Annotated in this window: 20 protein-coding genes; 9 read left to right on the forward strand and 11 right to left on the reverse strand. The window is 47.3% G+C overall.

The window, feature by feature from the left end:
- Positions 1-195: 195 nt before the first annotated feature.
- Positions 196-2700 (reverse strand): ATP-dependent helicase HrpB, encoded by a 2505-nt coding sequence (hrpB, locus tag HP398_RS27040; protein ID WP_173624173.1) that lies wholly within the window; start codon positions 2698-2700, stop codon positions 196-198.
- A gap of 138 nt (positions 2701-2838) precedes the next feature.
- Between hrpB and HP398_RS27045 the strand changes: the two genes are divergently transcribed.
- Together HP398_RS27045 and HP398_RS27050 are read left to right on the forward strand one after the other, a co-directional pair.
- On the forward strand, positions 2839-3669 hold the full coding sequence (locus HP398_RS27045) for an MBL fold metallo-hydrolase (protein WP_173624174.1): 831 nt from the start codon (positions 2839-2841) through the stop codon (positions 3667-3669).
- A 36-nt stretch (positions 3670-3705) separates the two neighbouring features.
- Positions 3706-4566 carry an S-layer homology domain-containing protein gene (locus tag HP398_RS27050; protein WP_069845810.1) on the forward strand — a complete coding sequence of 287 codons (861 nt, stop codon included), beginning with the start codon at positions 3706-3708 and terminating at the stop codon, positions 4564-4566.
- A gap of 34 nt (positions 4567-4600) precedes the next feature.
- Here the strand turns inward: HP398_RS27050 and HP398_RS27055 are convergent, their stop codons facing one another.
- On the reverse strand, positions 4601-5311 hold the full coding sequence (locus tag HP398_RS27055) for a DUF421 domain-containing protein (protein WP_173624175.1): 711 nt from the start codon (positions 5309-5311) through the stop codon (positions 4601-4603).
- A gap of 154 nt (positions 5312-5465) precedes the next feature.
- On the opposite strand from HP398_RS27055, the gene HP398_RS27060 reads away from it, so the two are divergent.
- The gene (locus HP398_RS27060; RefSeq protein WP_017250885.1) at positions 5466-5858 is read left to right on the forward strand and encodes a VOC family protein; all 393 of its coding nucleotides are present in this window, start codon (positions 5466-5468) and stop codon (positions 5856-5858) included.
- Between the two features lie 41 nt (positions 5859-5899).
- Here HP398_RS27060 and HP398_RS27065 read toward each other — a convergent pair whose 3' ends face one another.
- Together HP398_RS27065 and HP398_RS27070 are read right to left on the reverse strand one after the other, a co-directional pair.
- Positions 5900-7414: a PH domain-containing protein gene (locus HP398_RS27065; RefSeq protein WP_217368906.1), complete on the reverse strand. Its 1515-nt coding sequence runs from the start codon at positions 7412-7414 to the stop codon at positions 5900-5902.
- 2 nt (positions 7415-7416) lie between these two features.
- Positions 7417-7908, reverse strand: coding sequence for a PH domain-containing protein (locus tag HP398_RS27070; protein ID WP_173624177.1), 492 nt, complete (start codon positions 7906-7908; stop codon positions 7417-7419).
- A 308-nt stretch (positions 7909-8216) separates the two neighbouring features.
- Between HP398_RS27070 and ahpC the strand changes: the two genes are divergently transcribed.
- Both ahpC and ahpF read left to right on the forward strand, forming a co-directional pair.
- On the forward strand, positions 8217-8780 hold the full coding sequence (gene ahpC / locus HP398_RS27075) for an alkyl hydroperoxide reductase subunit C (RefSeq protein WP_007727513.1): 564 nt from the start codon (positions 8217-8219) through the stop codon (positions 8778-8780).
- Positions 8781-8793: 13 nt separating this feature from the next.
- On the forward strand, positions 8794-10323 hold the full coding sequence (gene ahpF / locus HP398_RS27080) for an alkyl hydroperoxide reductase subunit F (protein WP_173624178.1): 1530 nt from the start codon (positions 8794-8796) through the stop codon (positions 10321-10323).
- A 48-nt stretch (positions 10324-10371) separates the two neighbouring features.
- Here the strand turns inward: ahpF and HP398_RS27085 are convergent, their stop codons facing one another.
- Both HP398_RS27085 and HP398_RS27090 read right to left on the reverse strand, forming a co-directional pair.
- Positions 10372-11202 (reverse strand): prohibitin family protein, encoded by an 831-nt coding sequence (locus HP398_RS27085; RefSeq protein WP_017250881.1) that lies wholly within the window; start codon positions 11200-11202, stop codon positions 10372-10374.
- An 86-nt stretch (positions 11203-11288) separates the two neighbouring features.
- Entirely contained in the window at positions 11289-11504 is a 216-nt protein-coding gene (locus HP398_RS27090; protein WP_017250880.1) for a hypothetical protein, read from the reverse strand.
- A gap of 289 nt (positions 11505-11793) precedes the next feature.
- Between HP398_RS27090 and HP398_RS27095 the strand changes: the two genes are divergently transcribed.
- From HP398_RS27095 to HP398_RS27105, 3 genes are all read left to right on the forward strand, one after another.
- On the forward strand, positions 11794-12060 hold the full coding sequence (locus HP398_RS27095; RefSeq protein WP_017250878.1) for a CD3324 family protein: 267 nt from the start codon (positions 11794-11796) through the stop codon (positions 12058-12060).
- A gap of 83 nt (positions 12061-12143) precedes the next feature.
- On the forward strand, positions 12144-12908 hold the full coding sequence (locus tag HP398_RS27100) for an MBL fold metallo-hydrolase (RefSeq protein ID WP_173624179.1): 765 nt from the start codon (positions 12144-12146) through the stop codon (positions 12906-12908).
- Entirely contained in the window at positions 12905-13642 is a 738-nt protein-coding gene (locus tag HP398_RS27105) for a class I SAM-dependent methyltransferase (RefSeq protein WP_173624180.1), read from the forward strand. The genes HP398_RS27100 and HP398_RS27105 overlap by 4 nt, the downstream gene beginning before the upstream one ends.
- Before the next feature lie 57 nt (positions 13643-13699).
- Here the strand turns inward: HP398_RS27105 and HP398_RS27110 are convergent, their stop codons facing one another.
- Together HP398_RS27110 and HP398_RS27115 are read right to left on the reverse strand one after the other, a co-directional pair.
- On the reverse strand, positions 13700-15541 hold the full coding sequence (locus HP398_RS27110; protein WP_017250875.1) for an ABC transporter ATP-binding protein: 1842 nt from the start codon (positions 15539-15541) through the stop codon (positions 13700-13702).
- 1 nt (position 15542) lies between these two features.
- Entirely contained in the window at positions 15543-17273 is a 1731-nt protein-coding gene (locus HP398_RS27115; protein ID WP_173624181.1) for an ABC transporter ATP-binding protein, read from the reverse strand.
- A 159-nt stretch (positions 17274-17432) separates the two neighbouring features.
- On the opposite strand from HP398_RS27115, the gene HP398_RS27120 reads away from it, so the two are divergent.
- Positions 17433-17813 carry a VOC family protein gene (locus HP398_RS27120; RefSeq protein ID WP_173624216.1) on the forward strand — a complete coding sequence of 127 codons (381 nt, stop codon included), beginning with the start codon at positions 17433-17435 and terminating at the stop codon, positions 17811-17813.
- 73 nt (positions 17814-17886) lie between these two features.
- On the opposite strand, the gene HP398_RS27125 is transcribed toward HP398_RS27120, so the two are convergent.
- The 3 genes from HP398_RS27125 to HP398_RS27135 all read right to left on the reverse strand — a co-directional run bounded on the left by HP398_RS27125 (position 17887) and on the right by HP398_RS27135 (position 20017).
- Entirely contained in the window at positions 17887-18303 is a 417-nt protein-coding gene (locus tag HP398_RS27125) for a VOC family protein (RefSeq protein WP_017250872.1), read from the reverse strand.
- An 80-nt stretch (positions 18304-18383) separates the two neighbouring features.
- On the reverse strand, positions 18384-19688 hold the full coding sequence (locus HP398_RS27130; protein ID WP_173624182.1) for an FtsW/RodA/SpoVE family cell cycle protein: 1305 nt from the start codon (positions 19686-19688) through the stop codon (positions 18384-18386).
- The gene (locus HP398_RS27135; RefSeq protein ID WP_017250870.1) at positions 19685-20017 is read right to left on the reverse strand and encodes a PadR family transcriptional regulator; all 333 of its coding nucleotides are present in this window, start codon (positions 20015-20017) and stop codon (positions 19685-19687) included. The genes HP398_RS27130 and HP398_RS27135 overlap by 4 nt, the downstream gene beginning before the upstream one ends.
- Positions 20018-20137 lie beyond the last annotated feature (120 nt).

A 20137-nucleotide genomic window follows, 5' to 3' on the forward strand; every position in this document is an offset into this window, starting at 1 on the left:
AAAGACCGCCTGATCAACAGGCAGCATAATAAAGGTAGAGGGGGTAGTACGTGATTCACGGTATCTTCCTGACGTGCCCGAACACGAAGAAGGTTTCACAATTGACATGACTCACGAACATGGAACTAGCAAAATGGGAAATTTCACCTGACGCCGAGCCCCTCCTCTATGCCCGAATATACCTAGCGAATCGATTTATATGCGTGGACGCGTTCGGTTTGTCGGAATGGCCGCTAGCGGATCATCTGGCCAATAATGCTTGGGATAACGCCCCTTCAAATCTTTTTTTACCTCAAAATACGCATGTGCCCAAAAGCTCGCCAAGTCCCGTGTCACTTGTACCGGACGATGAGCTGGTGAAAGCAAGTGCAATGTCAGTGGTACTCTGCCTCTGCCTATTCTCGGAGATTCTTGCCAACCAAACAACTCCTGTAACCGGACCGAAAGCACCGGTGCCGCTGGATCACTGTAATCGACAGGAATTTTGGAACCGCTTGGGACGATCACATGAGTCGGAGCGTATTCTTCTAGTTGTCTGCGCTGCTCCCATGACAGCATACTCTCCAGCAACGTCGTCACTGTCAGCGACTGCAAGTCTTCCTTTCTTTTGAAACCATACACATGGGGAGCGAGCCATTCCTCCAAGGAAGTAAGCAGTGCCTCCTCTTCCACATTCGGCCAGTCTTCCTCCAGACGATGCATAAACAACAAACGCTCCCGATACTGTCTCGCCTGCCGATTCCACGGCAAACTCTCCAAGCCTTCTTCTTTTATTCCGTCCAAAAACGCTGTTAACACCTCATCTGTCGAAGCCTCCGCAGGTATATCCGCCAACAGGATCGCCCCCAGCCGTTTTTGCTTACGGCTGCGAACTGCCCCTGCTGTATGCTCCCACCATACGTTCATTCGTTCGGTAATCTGCATCGTACAATCATTCAACAGCTCGCTTTCTGCCACGCTAGCCGCCAGTAATATCCGACTGTCTGCGCCCTGGTCATCGAGTTCTGCTGCCACAATATACGGCGAAGCAATCAGTGGTTGCTGCACGGAAAAAGCTGCCCCACGCCCATTGCGAAGCAAATAACGTCCATCTGCCCTTCGCTGGGCAATCCGATCCGGGTACGCAAACGCCAGCAGTCTTCCCGTCGCTTCTGTACGAGTGGAAGTGTCACTAGGCTTGTTGTTTATCCATACCCGTTTGAAGTACGCCGCCTCTTTCCAAAGTCTTTTGCATGCTCCTACATCAATCGGAAGCTCCACTGCCCCATTCTGCTTGTTCGCTACCTGACGAAGTAGTTCAACACGCGTACGCATATCCGCATCTGCTGAAGCTTGGCGCCCCCTCACAATATCGCGTTCTTCCAAGAGGACAGCCAGCTCGCAAGCCAATTCACCATGCCCCAGTTCATTCGCTTTCTGAATCATGTGGCCCAATCTCGGATGTACCCCCATCCCAGCCAGCACCCGTCCATGTGGTGTGATCTGCTTGCTTTCATCTAATGCGCCCAGTTGATGCAGCAGCTCTTGAGCCTGTGCCATCGCTGCCTTTGGAGGGGGATTCAGCCAATCCAACTCGTCCGACGACCCGACTCCCCATAGAGCCAGCTCCAAAGCGAGCACAGCCAGATCCGCTTCCATGATTGCAGGTGCCCGCTGTGGAATGAGCATGCGATCTTCTTGCTCTGTCCACAGTCGAAAGCAGACCCCTGGCGCAAGTCGTCCAGCTCTTCCTCGGCGTTGGTCAGCAGATGCTTTCGATACCTTTGCTGTCTCCAGTCTCGTCATCCCTGTTCGTGGAGAAAAGCGCGGCACCCGTTTTAATCCACTGTCAATCACGATGCGTACACCCTCGACCGTCAAGCTCGTCTCGGCAATCGTGGTAGCGAGGACAACTTTGCACTCCCCTGTTTTCCCGGGCTGGATCGCCTTATCTTGTTCCTCCTGAGCCAAATTTCCGTAAAGAGGCGCAATGCGTAAATTCGTGCCCACACCGCTTTGTTCAAGCAACTCTTGCACCCGGTGAATTTCTTTGGCTCCCGGTAAAAAGACGAGCATATCTCCCTCTTCTTGTCTCAACGCTTGGAAGATCATCTGGACAACGACCTCTTCCAGACGCCCCTCCATCGGGGAAGTCAAAAAGTGCGTCTCCACTGGAAACATACTGCCTTTACTATTGACAACGGGAGCATTCCCCAACAAGGCTGACACGGGCTCGGCATCGAGCGTAGCGGACATCACGAGAATTCGCAGGTCTTCCCGAAACAAGCTTTGTGCCTGAAGACTAAGGGCCAGCCCTAAATCTGCGTGCAAATTCCGTTCGTGGAACTCGTCGAAAATAACAAGACCGACATCAGATAGCTCCGGATCATCCTGTAGCATTCTCGTTAAAATTCCTTCTGTAATCACTTCAATCCGTGTGTCTGGGCCTACTCTTGATTCACGCTTGACCCGGTATCCGACCGTTTGTCCAACTGCCTCACCCAACAAGGCAGCCATGTAGGTAGCAGCTTGACGTGCGGCCAGTCGGCGTGGGACCAGCATGACAATTCGTCGATTTTGTAACCAAGCTTCTTCACGCAAGGCCAGTGGTACCCGCGTCGTCTTCCCCGCACCCGGAGCAGCGACCAACACTGCGTTTGTCTCTTTGCGCAGCGTGTTTACCAGCTCTGGCAATACTTCATTTATCGGCAATGCATTCATGTTTTCACCTCATACGAGCAATCATCCCTATTCATCATACACGATACAGAGATATAGGATGAGTGTAGATCACAATCAAAAATGACTGAATACTCATTCAATAGTATAATGATTCCATTACTATGGGAGGTGTGCGGTATGATTCACATGCATCATCATGAAGACGTGGCATGTCTGGAAGGGATTGTTCGCGTAGGGGATTGGGAATCAGGAATTTATGTTTATGTGACGGATGGCATGCTGGTTGATACTGGCCCGAAAGTACTCGAGCAAGCTCTCGTTCACAGGTTTCAGGAAGCCTCGTTTGATTCGGTCGTACTGACGCACAGCCATGAAGACCATGTCGGTACCGCCTCGTGGATTGCCCAGCACAAGCAGGTCCCTCTTTTCATTCACGAAGAAGGAGTCGATATTTGCTCACAAAAAGCTCAGTACCCTTTCTACCGTAAGCTTACTTGGGGGATTCGTGATCCGTTTGTGGCCCAACCTTTGGGTGACGTCCATCACTCTCGCTCTACGAAATGGAAGATGCTTTATACCCCCGGCCATGCTCATGACCATATAGCTTTGCTGGACGAAAGGACCGGTCGCTTGTTCTGCGGCGATCTTTTTATGGGTGTGAAAACGAAGGTCATACTACGAGAAGAATCGATCCCCACCTTGATGAATTCCCTTCGTACGGTACTGGCTTGTGACTTCAAGTCGATCTTTTGCGCCCATTCCGGCTATCATCCAGACGGGAAAACACGCTTGCAACAAAAGCTGGAGCATTTGGAGAATCTGTCTGGGGAAATCCTGTATTTGCATGGCCAAGGGCTTTCTCCCCATGAAATAAACAAGCAACTGTTTCCTTCTAAACCACCAATCATCGCGGCTTCGTCTGGCGAGTTTGACTCGCTGCATATCGTCACATCTGTTCTTGCAGAGCGCCTTCCTTTTCCATCGCCGGATAGTATACTAGAAGGATAATCCTTACCATTTCATAGAAAAAAGAGAGGAGAACATATGAAAGTCATCACAGTGTTACTTGCACTCATTCTCGGATTATCTGGTATATATCCCGCAGTTTCTCATGCTGCACCGAAATTTAATGATGTCGATCCGAAGAAATACGGTTGGGCCATGAATTCGATCTCCTTCATGGTAGATAAGGGTGTGGTTAGTGGTTATCCTGACGGTCGCTTCCAACCTGACAGATTGGTCGACAAGGCAGAAATGACTGTCATGATTTATCGCCTGTTTGATCAATATAGACCGTACAAGGCTAAACAAAAGACAGATTACAGCGACTATCACATCAAGCAATTTGTCGACGTGCCCAAAAATCACTGGGCGTACACGGAAATCACGTCAATCGTCACACAAGATTGGTGGAATGCCGTAAACGATTCACCTGCTGGTGCAAAATTTTTCCCGGATACCAAGCTGAATCGAATTGGTACGGCGAACATGCTGCCCGTTTTTATGTTAGATAACCAAGACATTCCAGCTGCAGAAGTTTTTCAAATCCTTTCTGCCATGCGGGATATTCCCATCGTCTTGAGTCCGTATTCGCTTGATCCAAATTCGCCTGAAGATACTTTCCAGGAGGATGGTCGGTACAACGAAGATGGGGCAGACAAGACGAATATCCTCTATCCCCTTCTTTTTGGGCACGACGACAATGAAATCTTGTTTACGGATGACTACAGTGGAATCATTGGAACTAACCTCGCCCTTTTGCAAAAAACAGGGATCATGACTGCCTGGAACGGCAAGTTCGAGGGTGGAGAAATGCTGACTCGTGCAGAAGCTGTCACTATTTTGCACAGATTTTATAACTATTTGAAGCAAACAGGGACACTCCGCCAATACTCGAGCAAGTGAAAAACCTCCAACTCGGAGGTTTTTTTGCGAATCCTTATTCTTTGTCGATCGGATTGGTGATACCGTCCTTATACGGATCGAAGTAAATTTGTCCATTAGAGCTAATCACCGCGTAATTCACTTCCGCGACACTCAAGCCTTTTTTGCCCACCTGTGAGAGTAGCCATTCGATGGTCAGGCTGTGTTGGCGTAAATTGCTCTGGATGATTTGGCCATCCATGATTAATTCAATTGGGAATGCCTGCCTATTCCCCGTTTTCAGCTTTAAGTCTCCGCGTGTGACAGGCAGAAACTGCTGCTTTCGCAGGACCGATACCTCTCCATTCAACTCCAGCACAGCATATTGGACTTCTTCGATATTAAAAATGTTTCTCTCCCTCAACTCTTGATTCAGCGTATCCAAAGACAGCTTCAGCTTGCGCATGTTATCTTCGAGAATTCTTCCATCCTGGATGATCACCGTCGGCTGGCCCGAAAACCATTTTCGCATCTTTCGGCTTTTCAGAGAGAGGATCATGAGCGAATAGGCGATGCCACTAAAAGTGAGTAACACCACGATCATATGCGAGATTTTGATCATATTGTTAAAGGCAAGATTAGCTGTCAACGCCCCCAAAGTGATCGCCGCGACAAAGTCGTGATACGTCATTTGCGCGATCGTCTGCTTCCCCAGCATCCGTGTAATGATCATCATGATCGCAAAAGCCAGTACTACTCTCGCAACTATTTCCACAATTGACTCCATGCTCCACCCCGAGGATGACAAAATTTCCACTATATCCAAATTATAGCCATGTTTTTCAACGAAAAACCCATCCTGTCTGTTTGCGCATACAGACATTTCCTACAAATTCTTCTACAATAGAAAAAATCATACCTGTGGAAAGGAACGAACGAATATGGCAATCAAAAAGCTGGAGCATGTGGGTTTGATGGTAAAAGATTTGGAGGCATCCATTGCCTTTTACACCGAAGTGATTGGGATGGAGCTAAAAGGAAAGCTCGCTCATTCCAACGGAGTCATTACCCTCGCTTTTCTTGGATTTCCGGGGAGTACAGAGACAGAGCTGGAGCTCATTCACGGATATAGCGATTCACTGCCGGTAGAGGGCAAGGTCCACCACCTTGCGTTTTCTGTAGACAACCTCGAAGCTGAAATCGACCGTTTGAAGCAACTACATGTATCCTTTATCGATCAGGAAATAACCACACTACCAAACGGTTCGCGTTATATGTTCTTCAAAGGGCCGGATGGGGAGTGGCTGGAGCTGTTTGAAAGCACAAGAACGTAGAGGGAAAAGATTCGCCTTTTCCTTCTACGTTCCCTCTTCTTCTACTCTACTTTAATCTCTTTTCTACGTCCCATATACCACTGATAAAACCCTTCCGCCAACTCTATCGGCACATCTGTTACCCCTTTATGACTCACTGGTTTGGCGCGATTGACCGTTTTGATAGAAGCGAGACCTAACTGCTTTTGAAGAAGGTCTCTTTTGACGTTGACCTCAATAATCTTTTCTCGTTTGGAGATAAATAAAGTCGTAGTTAGGCTCCCTGTTTGGAACTGAATAAAATGATCATTCAAGGTGTATCGCGTGTTGTAGAATTCAATGACCTCGAAGACCAGAACGAACAGTGTCAACGCAATGGATATGATCCACCACGCTTGCTCCCACCCCCAAATATTCGGCTTGAAATAGAAAAGCGCACCTGTGCCTATGATCCAAATCCAGCTGGATCTGACCAAGCGAACCCATAACGCTTTTCTGGGGAGACTCGTCATTTTTTCTGTCACTTCATACGCAGGCAATATTTCTGCGATCATCTCATACGCACGTTTTATTGGGAGAAATGGATAGAGTGAGCTGACATCCTGTTTATCCTTATCCGAATCACTATCCCCGCCAACCACCGTCAGCTTGACTTCGGCGAGACCCAGCATGCGCTTTAGCAAGGATTGTTTGAATTTAATCGCTTGCACTCTTTCTTTTGCGATCGAAAAAGCTGTTTCTTCGATAACTCCTTTGGCAATGTAAATTCGCTCATGATCCGACGATATCTCATATTTTCCGTAACGAATGTAAGTCGTGACCATACCGAATACGATGGATAGGACGAGAAGTCCAACGGCTGTCAGCGTAATCAATGTCCACGAGCTCGTAATAAGCGAATAAATACCTACTACCTGCTCCTCCACGTCGATATATTCGGTGAGTTTGAAATACGCCCATACCAGTAACGTAATCATCCCGAGGAAGCTGAGAGAAGTGAAGGAAGCCTTGATAATCTCTTTTTTCGTTGGCGTAAAGTGAATGGTTCGCTCAGGAGTAGGATACGGCGTACCGATTTCCTCCAAAGAGGTCGCGTCTCCTTCTTTCCCTTCCGCTTCAGGCTCTTTCTCTACTCGCACTGCCTGTTTCGTGTAAGCCTCCAGTCGATCCGCTTCGTTGAAAGAAATCACCGCGAATTCCACGGTAGAATCATCCCCAACCATCCCTGTCTCAAATCGAATGGAAGTCACCTTGAAAATCCGGTGCAGCAACGTCGTATGTCGATTGACGTTTTGGATTTTGGCAAAGGGGATCGTTTGCTTTGTCTTTGTAAAAATTCCTTGGTAAAGATGGAAAGCCGTATCATCCAGCCTATATTTGTACGAAAACCATTTCAAAACCAGATAGACCAGCATCCCTACTACATAGATGTAAAACACAATTCTCCCGTACGTAATGAATGCGTTCGTCGAATCACGATTGAACACAAACAGAATCAACGCAGGAAAAAACAGATGCTTTACTTGGGTGATGAGATCAAAAAGGATATTTAGTAGATGGTATCGTTTTGCTTCCATCACTACTCCACTTCCTTTAATTTGGCGTAGTGTGCAATCTGTTCTCTTAATTGAGAAGCGACATCCCCCGGCAGTCCCGGAATTTCGTGCGAGGACCCCATTGTTTTTATCGAGATGGTGTACAATCCGTACTTTCGTAAAATCGGTCCTTGTTTCGTTGAAACTGCTTGGATTTTCGTCATAGGGACAAGGAAATGTCTCTCTGTGATCACCCCGAATTTCAATTGCAAGAAATCTTCGTCGATATCATACCGCCAGCTTTTATATAAAAAATACGGTTCGACAAAAGACCAAATCATCGCGATCACACCGATCACGAGCAATCCGTGCAGACTCCATCCAATCCATTCCTTCCAGGCAAAACGATCCTCTAGATAATAAAGGACGGCCAAAATAACCAACCCGATCACTGCCGTAATCCCCTCAGTAATCAGTTGTACTTTGAACGCATCCTTGGACAAGCATTTTTGCGGTGCGCTAATTGGAGATGGCATATCATCACTCCTGTATGTTTATTACGCTCTCAATTCGCTCTTTAATTCATACGTAAAACAATCCGCCCGGTTTCTACGGACGATTCGTCAATTTTTCATACAGCAAACGAATACTCTTATGCCGTTCGAATCATACTAAATGATGGAGAAAACGGCTTGTAAAAATTATCACATTATAATCATTATAAAAAACTTGACTTACTGAATCATTTATTAAATAATAATCATTGTAAATTATATTCAAGCATGCCTCGTTACGCATGTCCTGAATATGTACTATACAAAAAACATATAAAGGAGCTAACACTATGTCACTCATCGGAACTGAAGTATTGCCTTTTAAAGCACAAGCATTCCAAAAAGGTAAATTCCTCGAAGTAACAGAAGCAAACTTCAAAGGTCAATGGAGCGTAGTTTGCTTCTACCCAGCAGACTTTACTTTCGTTTGCCCTACTGAACTCGAAGATCTGCAAAACCAATATGCAACTTTGAAAGAACTCGGTGTTGAAGTATACTCCGTTTCTACAGATACTCACTTCACTCATAAAGCATGGCACTCCAGCTCTGAAGCAATCGGTAAAGTAGAATACATCATGATCGGCGATCCTTCCCATGTTATCTCCCGCAACTTCGATGTATTGATCGAAGCTGAAGGTCTGGCAGATCGCGGTACATTCATCATCGACCCAGACGGTGTCGTTCAAGCTGTTGAGATTACTGCAGGTGGCATTGGCCGTGATGCAAGTGCTCTGATCAACAAAATCAAAGCAGCACAATATGTTCGCAACAATCCAGGTGAAGTTTGCCCAGCAAAATGGCAAGAAGGTGGCAAAACACTGAAACCAAGCCTTGATCTCGTAGGCAAAATTTAAGGTGTGATATAAAATGGCCCTTGACCAAGAAATCAAAGCGCAACTAGAACAATATCTCGAGCTCTTGGAAGGCGATATTGTACTCAAAGTCAGTGCAGGCACCGATGAGGCATCTTCTGAGATGCTTGCACTGATTGATGAGTTAGCCAGCATGTCTTTGAAGATCAGTGTGGAGAAAGCAGCATTAACTCGCACACCTAGCTTTAGCGTAAACCGTGTCGGTGAAGATACTGGCGTCGTTTTTGCTGGTACTCCACTTGGTCACGAATTTACTTCCTTGGTATTGGCTCTCTTGCAAGTTAGCGGTAGAGCTCCAAAGGTCGAGCAAAGTGTCATTGATCAAATCAAAGAACTTCGTGGTGAATATAAGTTCGAATCTTACATCAGCTTGAGTTGCCACAATTGTCCAGATGTTGTCCAAGCTCTGAACTTGATGAGTATCTTCAATCCTGGTATTACTCATACAATGATTGACGGTTCCGTATTCAAGGACGAGGTAGAGAGCAAAAACGTGATGGCTGTGCCGAGCGTTTACCTCAATGGTGAATTTTTCGAAAGCGGTCGTATGACTGTGGAAGAAATTCTTGCCAAGCTGGGTTCTGCTCCAGACGCATCTGAGTTTGACAATAAAGACCCTTATGATGTGCTTGTTGTGGGCGGTGGCCCAGCAGGTGCAAGTGCGGCGATCTATGCAGCACGCAAAGGGATTCGTACTGGCCTCGTTGCTGAACGCCTTGGCGGTCAAGTCAATGACACATTGGGCATTGAGAACTTCATCAGTGTGAAATACATTGAAGGTCCTCAGCTCGCAGCCAACTTGGAGAAACAAGTAAAAGAGTATGGCATTGATGTCATGAAGCTGCAACGTGCCAAGCGTTTAGAGAAGAAGGATCTGATCGAAATTGAACTTGAAAACGGCGCTGTTCTGAAGAGTAAGACAGTCATCTTGTCGACAGGTGCTCGTTGGCGGAATCTGGGTGTACCAGGTGAAGCAGAGTTCAAGAACAAGGGTGTAGCGTATTGCCCTCACTGCGACGGTCCTTTGTTCATAGGCAAAGATGTCGCAGTTGTTGGCGGCGGTAATTCAGGTGTGGAAGCAGCGATTGATCTCGCAGGTATTGTGAAACATGTAACGGTTCTGGAATTCTCGCCAGAGCTGAAAGCTGACGCGGTATTGCAAGATCGTCTTTACAGTCTGCCAAATGTCACTGTACTCAAAAACGTTCAAACCAAAGAAATTACGGGTACGGATAAAGTAAACGGTATTTCTTACATCGAACGGGAGACAGGTGAAACCAAGCACATTGAATTGCAAGGTGTGTTTGTACAGATCGGTCTGGTACCGAATACAGATTGGTTGGGCGACACGATTGAGCGCACTCGCTTTGGTGAGATCGTGGTAGACAGCCATGGTTCTACAAACATCCCTGGTGTTTTTGCTGCCGGTGATTGCACGAACAGTGCTTATAAACAGATCATCATTTCGATGGGATCTGGTGCTACTGCGGCTTTGGGAGCTTTTGACTATCTCATCCGCAACTAATAACAAAGCCACTCCTCTTCAAGGGAGTGGCTTTGTTTATTTATTCGATTATGGTGTACCCACGTTGATAAACGGAGTAGCTCCACCTGTTACGTTCGGCAGCTTTCCATCCCATTTGCGGATGGCTTCGAGTTGGGCCTCAATCTGTCTGAGCTGAATCAGCTCTGGCGTAACCTCTTGCTTTTGCAGACGCAGCGCTTGTGCCTGTGCTTCTGCTCTCGTGATTTCTTGCTCTTTCTCGATCTTGATCCGCTCCAAATCGAGCTTCGATTTGAGCGCTTGCTGCTCGGCCACCTGCTTGGATTCAATGGCGCGGTTGAATTCATCACTGAAAGTAAACTCGCGAATATTGATTTCGTCGAGGATGATGTTATAATTCGACAGCTTTGTATGCAAGACTTCTTTTACCTTTTGGCTGACCTCGGAGCGCTTGGATACCAGTTCTTCTGCTGTGTATTGAGCGGTCACGGCTTTAAATGATTCGGCAATGGCAGGATCAACAATTCGGCTAGTATACTCCAATCCCACTTGCTGATACAGTTTATTGACATTTTCTGCATCCAAATGATGGTTAACAGCAATTGTCGTAGAGACGGTTTGCAAGTCACGTGAAGCGGAAGTCTGGCTCATTTCTGATTTTTGAACCCGCACTTCCATCGGCACCACGGTTTGGATAAACGGAATTTTAAAATGCATGCCTTCTTGCAGCACTTTTGGCTGTACTGCTCCCAGTTGCAGCACAACCCCACTATGCCCTGCGGAAATAATCGTAAAAGATTGCGTGCCAAGCAAGACCAACGCAACCAGTATTACAATCGTTGCGATCAGCTTTCCACCTGCTTGAAAGGGACTCATTTTTACAACATTTTTGTCGCTCATACTCGTCCTCCCTCTATCTATACATGCTCATTCATGTATACGAGAGAGTGGGCTGTAAGTTTCAAGAAATTTATGAAAAATACATGTCATAAGCGCTCTGCTTTCGAAGCTTCTAACAGAACATGCGCCATGCGCTCTGCCTCGATTTTGCATAGCTCAAATTCGACTTCACCAGATACATGCGAAATCAATTGGATGACTTCCTCACACCCGTGATCGCATATTAAAAACTGTCCCCACCGCACTTCCGAACGTGGTACCTTGCGGGCGGAAAAGCCGCTCTGAAAGCCGCCAAGACTCATTTTTTCTCATCCCCTATCCGAAAAACAAATCTACGCATCCCTCTCATCTTACCCTTTCTTTCGCAAGCAAGGAAAAGATGTTTATTGAAGGAACTCCCTTTTCTCCCTACTATAGAGAATAAGAAGGGAGATGATTCATATGCTAGACCCTTATGTACGAAGAGCCGAATGCGGCTCTGAGCAAAGAGTTCCGCTTTCTCTTGGTTCAGAGCCTTTCCACATATTGAGTTGAGGATCTCTTTGCTCATCTATATACGCACATCACGCTATATAGACAGGAGCAAAGCACATGAAATACAAAAATGCACAAGACCTATTGCCAGACGATCTACTGCGGCAAATTCAGCATTACGTACAAGGAAGTTACTTATACATCCCGATCCACCACGAAAACAAACGACAATGGGGCGCCTCTACAGACACAAAGCAATGGCTAAACGAGCGTAATCAGGCTATTTGGCAAGCCTATCACGAAGGGGCTTCTGTCAAAATGCTCGCCCGGAAACATTACTTGACCGAACACAGTATTCGGCGCATTATTCGTGGACATAAATGAGACAGAGAAAAGGTCGACCGTGTGTCTGTTTCCCAATTGCGTTACACTCCTTTGTAAGATCAGTCAGTCAGGAGGAACAACGTATGAACCAGATTCACTTTCTCGACATTTCGTTTATGTACAATGGATCTGCACAGATCATTACCCCTGTGCTACTGCAGGATGAGGATGAGCATGAAATGATCCTTGTGGACTGTGGTTATCCAGACTTTTTGCCACTGCTTCAGGAGGCTGCACACAAGCAACAGCTTACGCTCGACGACCTTGCGAAGGTCATTGTGACGCATCACGATATGGATCACATCGGTTCTTTGGCAGCGTTAAAAAGAACCTATCCCCACCTTGAAATCATCGCCTACGAATCCGAAGCACCGTACATCGCTGGACAAAAGACATCTTTGCGATTGGAACAGGCGCAAGCAACACTGGTCCATCTGTCGTCGGGTGAAAAGCAGCACGCTGAGGAATTTATTCGCTTTTTGCAGTCCATCGAGCCCTCTGCGGTTGATCGAACCGTAACGAATCACGAACGTCTGCCTTTGTGCGGCGGTATCGAGATCATTCATACACCTGGACATATGCCGGGACATATTTCGTTGTATTTGATCGCAAGCAAAACGCTGATTGCCGGTGATGCTGTTGTCATCGAAAACGGTAGACTCGAAATCGCCAATCCGTCCTATACGCTGGATATGCAGGAAGCGATTCGCTCTGTCCGCCACTTACTCGAATATGACATCGAGCAGTTGATTTGCTATCACGGTGGATCGTTTCAAGGGGACGTCAAGCAAGCGCTGCGGGAACTACTCCAAGCCTACGACCCGCCCCAGGAGGTTTTGAACGGATGAAACAGAACAAATACGATGAGCAAGGCTTTTTCACCACATACAGTCAAATGGCTCGTTCGATTGAGGGACTGAACGCCGCGGGAGAATGGCACGCGTTTCGGGAGCTACTGCCTTCCCTTCGCGAGAAAAAGGTCCTCGATCTTGGCTGTGGCTTCGGCTGGCACTGCCGATATGCGCGTGAGCAACAGGCCCGCTCCGTTGTAGGTGTGGACCTTTCCGAAAAAATGCTGGCTCGTGCCAGAGAGACGACAACTGATCCCGCCATCGAGTATCTGCGTCTTCCGATTGAAGACATCGATTTTGCTCCAGAGGCATTCGACGTCGTCATCAGCTCCTTGGCCATCCATTATGTGGAGCGCTTTGACTTGCTTTGCCAACGTGTTTATCACTGTCTTGCTCCTGGAGGTTCCTTCGTTTTCTCCGTGGAGCATCCCGTCTTCACTGCTCTAGCTGAACAGGACTGGCATTACGGACCTCAAGGCGAACGATTGCACTGGCCAGTGGACAACTATCAGCAGGAAGGCATCCGGCAAACCATCTTTCTGGATCATGAAGTCGTCAAGTACCACCGAACGTTTTCGAGCTATATGAACGATCTCCTTGCTGCCGGATTTCGCCTAACAAAAGTCGCTGAACCTGGCCCTCCTGAAGAAATGCTGGATATACCCGGGATGCGAGACGAACTCCGTCGGCCGATCTTCTTGTTGATCGCCGCCAGCAAACGAGCATCCTAACCGATAAAAAAGCACCCCGTCCTCCACGTCATTTCCGTGTTTGGACGGGGTGCTCTGTTATTCCCCAGCAGCCTCTAGATTTTTAAACTGGTTGTAAAACAATTGATAATAGGTACCTTTCTGCTCGATGAGTTCATCGTGACTGCCTTTTTCCACGATCTCTCCCCGATCCACGACCATAATCGTGTCGGCATCCCGAATTGTATTCAGCCTATGCGCAATCACAAAGCTCGTACGTCCCTCCATAATGGTGAGGAGCGCATCTTGGATATTCAGCTCTGTCCGTGTGTCAATGCTGCTAGTCGCCTCGTCGAGTATGAGCAGCGACGGCTTGGCGAGTATTACACGGGCAATCGCCAAAAGCTGGCGTTGTCCCTGACTCAGGTTGCCCCCATTTTCCGTCAGCATCGTATCATAACGCATCGGCAGCCGATTGATGAACACGTCCGCATTCGCCATTTTCGCAGCGGCGACTACCTCCGTATCTGTCGCGTCTGGCTTGCCGTACATAATATTTTCCTTGATGGTACCCGAAAACAAGTACGTATCCTGCAAAACAAAGCCAAAGCTGCGCCGCAAGCTGTCCCGCGAATACTCCCGAATGTCTTTTCCATCCAAATAAATCGTACCTGAGGTCACATCGTAAAACCGCGTGAGCAAATTCACGATGGTGGTCTTGCCTGCACCCGTCGGACCGACTAACGCGATGGTACTCCCTGCCTGTGCCTCGAAGCTAATATTTTTCAAAATCGGTTGATCCGGACGATAGCCAAAGCTGACCTGATCAAACACGACGTGACCCTTGGGCTGTGCAAGCACAGTGGCACCCGGAGAATCCAATGGCTCCTCTTGTTCATCCAATACCTCAAACACCCGCTCCGCCCCAGCAACACCGGATTGAAGCACATTGAAAATGTTCGCGAGGTCGTTCAGCGGGCGGACAAACTGTCGGGAATAGCTGAGAAAGCTCGCAATCACACCTACTGTGATTAGTCCTTTTACAGCGAGTACGCCTCCGACGATCGCTACCATAGCAAAGCCGAGGTTGTTAATCACGTTCATGATCGGCATGAGAAAGCCCGTCCATACCTGTGCCTTCATCCCGATCTTGCAGAGCCGGTCATTGATCGTCGTAAAGTCCTCAATGGCCTTTTGCTCATAATTGAAGGCCTGCACCACCTGAATGCCTGAAATCGTCTCTTCAATGTGCCCGTTTAGCTTACCCAGCTCCATCTGCTGATTTTTGAACAGTACACTCGTTCGTTTGGCAATCGTGCGTGTGAGCAGAAACACGAGTGGCACCGTGATCAGGCATGCGAGTGTCAGGATCGGAGACAAGACGAGCATCATCACCAGCGAACCGAGGATCACGATCCCGCCTGACATCAACTGCGTTGTGGATTGAGAGATAGAGTTGCTGACGTTGTCGATATCATTCGTGAGCCTGCTCATCAACTCCCCGTGCGTACGCTCATCGAAATAAGCAATGGGCAGCTTTTGCAGCTTGTCAAAAAGGGCTTGCCTCAGATTTGTGACGATCCGTTGCGAGATGCCTGCCATCAACCAGCTTTGCAAAAACGTCAGTGCCCCATCCAAAATGTACGAGCCGAGCAGGGCAAGAATGATGATAGACAAAAAGCTAAGAGCTTCCTCGCCACCTGTCATCGTATCAATCGACTTTCCGATCAAATAAGGTGCAGACAGCATGAGTAGTCCATCGACAAAAACAATGACAAATACAATCGGTAGCAGCTTTTTTTCTTTGCCAAAAGCTTGCCAGAGCCTTTTTAGCGTAGCCGAAAAATTCTTGGGCTTACTCACTGGACCTCTGGCAGCACCATGTCCAAAGCCTCGTCCAGGTCTCGGTGAAAAGACAGGTTGTTGTTTCTGTTGACTCACCTTACTTCACCTCCCGGCCGATTTGTGACTGAAAGATTTCCTGATAGACCTGGCAAGAGGTCATCAGTTCGTCATGCGTACCGATGCCAGCGACTTCTCCATTGTCGAGCACGATGATTTTATCCGCATCCATGACAGACGTAATCCGCTGTGCGATCAAGATGCAAGTGAGGCCAGCCGCATAGGCTCGAAGCGCATCCTTAATCTTCGCTTCTGTCGCCACATCTACCGCGCTGGTACTGTCATCGAGAATGAGGATTTCCGGCTTTTTCACCAAGGCTCTGGCTATGGAAATGCGCTGTTTCTGTCCACCAGAGAAGTTGACTCCTCCCTGCCCTACGCGTGTCTCATAGCCTTCAGGAGTGGTGGAGATGAACTCGTGAGCCTGCGCCATACGTGCCGCTTGCTCGACCTCCTCGTAGGTCGCCTCTGCCTTGCCCCAACGAATGTTTTCCATCACCGTGCCTGTAAACAGCATGGTTTTTTGCGGCACAATCGCCATTTTTTCACGTAATCGCTTGGGTTCGATGTCTCGTACATCCATGCCATCTACCCGAATCGTGCCTTCCGTTCCATCATAAAACCGTGGAATCAAGCCAACCAAACTGCTTTTTCCAGCGCCTGTCGCTCCGATAATCCCGACGGTCTCCCCAGGCAGACAAGTAAACGAAATCTGCTTGAGTACTGGCTGACCGCCTTCTCCATCATAGGAGAAGCTGACCTCTTCGAAGTCAATGCGCCCCTTTTTGCCTGGAAGCTCGTGAGGTTGTTCTTCTTTCCAGCTCATTTGGTTTTCCTCAGCAAATACTTCTCCAATACGTCCTGCCGATGCTTTGGCCCGCACAAACATGTTAAATACCAAGGAAATCATCATGAGTGAAAACAGGATTTGCGTCATGTAGTTCGTAAACGCGATGATATGACCGACCTCGATGCTTCCTTGTTCTACGCCAAGCCCCCCAAGCCAGAGGACCGCGACAATTCCGAGGTTCATCGTCAGCATGATCGCGGGACTGAAGATGGACATCACCCGCGTAGCCGAGACCGATTTGGATTGCAGCTCTTCGTTTGCCCGTGTAAACTTGCCACGTTCAAAATCAAAGCGATTGAATGCCTTAACAACTCGTACGCCAGATAAATACTCGCGCATCGCACCATTCACTCGGTCAAGTGCTTGTTGCACCTTCAGAAAAAAAGGAAAACCAATTTTCATATTCAAGAAAATAAACAATCCCACAATGGGCACGACAATGGCGAGAATCACAGCCAAATCCACGTTCAATTGGGTTGCCATAAACAACCCGCCAATGCACATCAACGGTGCTTTGACAAAGATTCGCATCATTCCGTTTACAAACATCTGTACTTGATTGACGTCATTGGTCAGACGTGTCACGAGCGAGGCTCTGTCGAACTTGTTCAAGTTTTCAAAGGATAAGGACTGCACTTTTGAAAACAAATCTGCGCGCAGCTGCGCACCAAAGTTTTGCGAGACGTATGTAGCTAGCACATTGCGGATCGATGCCGCGACTGCCCCCAACGCCGTTACGAGCAGCATCAGCCCGCCTGTCTTGAGCACGTAATCCATATCCCGATTTGCTATACCCGTATCGATAATGTGCGACAGGATCGTCGGCTGCAAAAGATCACATACCGCCTCCAGAGCTAAGAAAAGCATGGAAATCCCAGCGACTACGCCGTATTTTTTTATGTATGTTGTATAGAAGCGCATCCGTTCACCCCATCTTTGTTTCTACGTACAAGATAACGCTTAGCTAGCGAAATGTCACGAGTGATTGTCAAAATGAAAGTGTGGGACTTACAGGTTTTTCCTATCATCGTCGTCGAAATGATAGGCGATAGATTTTTGGGCGAATGGGAGATGAAAATGATGGCTCAATCACTGTTAAAAGGCATGGAAGGGGTTTTTATACCTGTGACGGACCCGGGTGCGTCTGCAAAATGGTATGAAGAAAAGCTTGGATGCAAACCTTTGTTTGTGGAAGAGGAGGCGGTCACGATGCGGATCTCCGATGAATCAAGCACCGTAATCTGTCTCGTCCGCGTAGAGAACCATCAGCCGATGACATTTCCGGAAAATCGTTTTGGTGTCAGCAAATACTATAATTTTCTTTCCGTGGACATTGAGGCTGCACATCAACTAATAACAGAGCGTGGAGTGATGGTAACGCCGATTGATGAATTTGGGTCTACGAAGGTGCTGACGTTTTTTGACCCAGACGGGAATCCGCTTGGAATGTGCCAGTACTGACAAAAAAGGGCAAAAAGCTGGAATCACTTTTTCGATCCCCTGCTTTTTGCCCTCATTTCGTTTACTCGGTCTTTTATTCCTGTGGAACAGCACCTTGATCCATATACAAGAACTCCCACAGATGTCCGTCCAAATCTTGAAAGCTCCAGCTGTACATGAAGCCGTGGTCAACCGGGTCTTTCGATGGAGTTGCCCCCGCGTTTAATGCTTTATTTACGATCTCATCGACTTGCGCTCTGCTGTCCGCCGACAACGCTACAATCACTTCTGTACTTCTTGTTGCATCCGTTAACTCTTTTTTCGTAAACGTTTGGAAAAACTCTTCGACGAGCAGCATGGCAAAAATGTTTTCGCTGATCACCAGGCATGCTGCATTTTGATCCGTAAATTGCGGGTTAAATTCATAGCCAATTGCTGTAAAGAAGTCGATCGATTTGTTTAGGTCCTTCACCGGTAAATTGACGAAAATCTGTTTGGATTGCAATGCCATGTGTACTTCCTCCTCGGGTTTGTTTTTCCTTGATGTATATATCCTAGCATTTCTGATTGCACGAGGCTTCTTATGGATTGCTATTTTGCCATGTAGGTATGTGGCTTTCCAATTGTGCTTCTGTGCCGATGGACACTCAGGACGAGACCGAGGACGGCGAAATGAGCCAAAGCAGTTCCTATTCTGCTATAGCTGAGAAAAGGAATTTCAAGTTGTGCGATTGGCAGCATGCCTGTTGACATCAGCAGTGGCCAGAAAAAGTACACAGAGAATAAAGGAACGATACTGACAATGAGATGTTTGCCATAAGGCTCGTCCACTTCCTTGACGACCCGAACCAGCCTCATCATAAATAAGGTAATGGCTAACAAGATCAAGAGTCCAGCAATCCAGCCATAGCTATGGATTAAATACGTGAACTTGAAATCTGAGTCTATCTGAGGAAATTGTAAAGGCGCACCGAAGCCCTTTCCCCAAAAACCTGCCGAGCGAATTGTCTCCATCACTAGGAGATAAAAATAACCGCCTCCTTCAGGATCTTTCATCGGTTGCATCCAGTCCAACAACTTATCAAAAGTATGGTAATCCAATAACAAGGCAGCCAGATAAGCACCAACAGACGTGATGTAAAGGGGGAGCTTTTCTTTCTTAACTGTCTTCGTGTACATCAAGAGTACAACAAAACCAAATAAGTAAAGCTTAAGATTCAAATACTGTTGCGTCATCAGCAAAAATATAGTGGGCAGAAAAACAAACACAATCAGCTTAGAAGCAGTGCTCCGGAAACGCCAGACCCTAGTAAGTAGCATTCCTGCGACGCTTATGAGAAACAAATACATGGAAATCGTTCCAAAATCAAAAATTCCGAATCGTTTGAAATGCACTATCACCCTTTCATAAACTGTGTATTCATACCAAAAAACAAATAGGAAAACGCCTACAGTCAGCACGTATACATGCAACGAATACCGCAATAGCTTGCGATAGTCTGTAAAAGCCACCACAAGCATCACCCCGATACCCAATAGGGCTGAGAGCCAATACGTGTCCAGCTTGTACTCAAAGTAATTGACCGGAGTTCCATACATCGTGAAAAGCCCAACAGCCAGAAAAGCCATCACATACACCAGAAGCCTCCACTCCACTTTGGGCTTATAAATCCGATGCAACTGCTTCCCAACCGTAGCTGAATCGCCCATTTGCAATATGGCTTGCCTGACTGCTTCTTCCTCTCCCATCCCCTCGTCCATCTGCTCATCCATCAAATCTAGAAGGTGACTTTCCAGCTCATCCCGAATTCTGCGATGCATTTCCGTTGCCCGCACATGTCGACATACTTGATCGAGATAATCTGCAATCAATGGATGTGTATTCGTCTGCTTCATGCTCTTCCCTCTCCCAGCACCCGATCAATCCCATCGCGGAACGTATGCCACTCGAGCTTTTTCTCCTTCAATTGCCCGCGACCTTCTGCCGTAATCCGATAGTATTTACGCTTCCTCCCATCCTTCTCATCCCAATACGCTTCCACATAAAGCTCCGCTTCGAGTGCATGCAAGATCGGATACAACGTCCCTTCTTTTAGCGTAAACAGACCATTTGACTCCTTCTCGATGGCTTTCGCGATTTCATAGCCGTACATTTCCTTTCGATCCAGCATCGTCAAGATTAAAATCACGGTACTGCCCTTTAAGAGTTCCTTATTGATTTTCATAGTGCCTCCCGATTTAATCGCAAATACCTAGATTAACAATACATCATAAATCTATGTATATGATTCTATCATCCAAATCTTGTCATTATCAACTTTTTTCTCTATGTTTATTATGATCCC

Origin of the sequence: Brevibacillus sp. HB1.4B (genome assembly GCF_013284285.1) — a bacterium.
GTDB classification, from domain to species: Bacteria; Bacillota; Bacilli; order Brevibacillales; family Brevibacillaceae; genus Brevibacillus; species Brevibacillus porteri.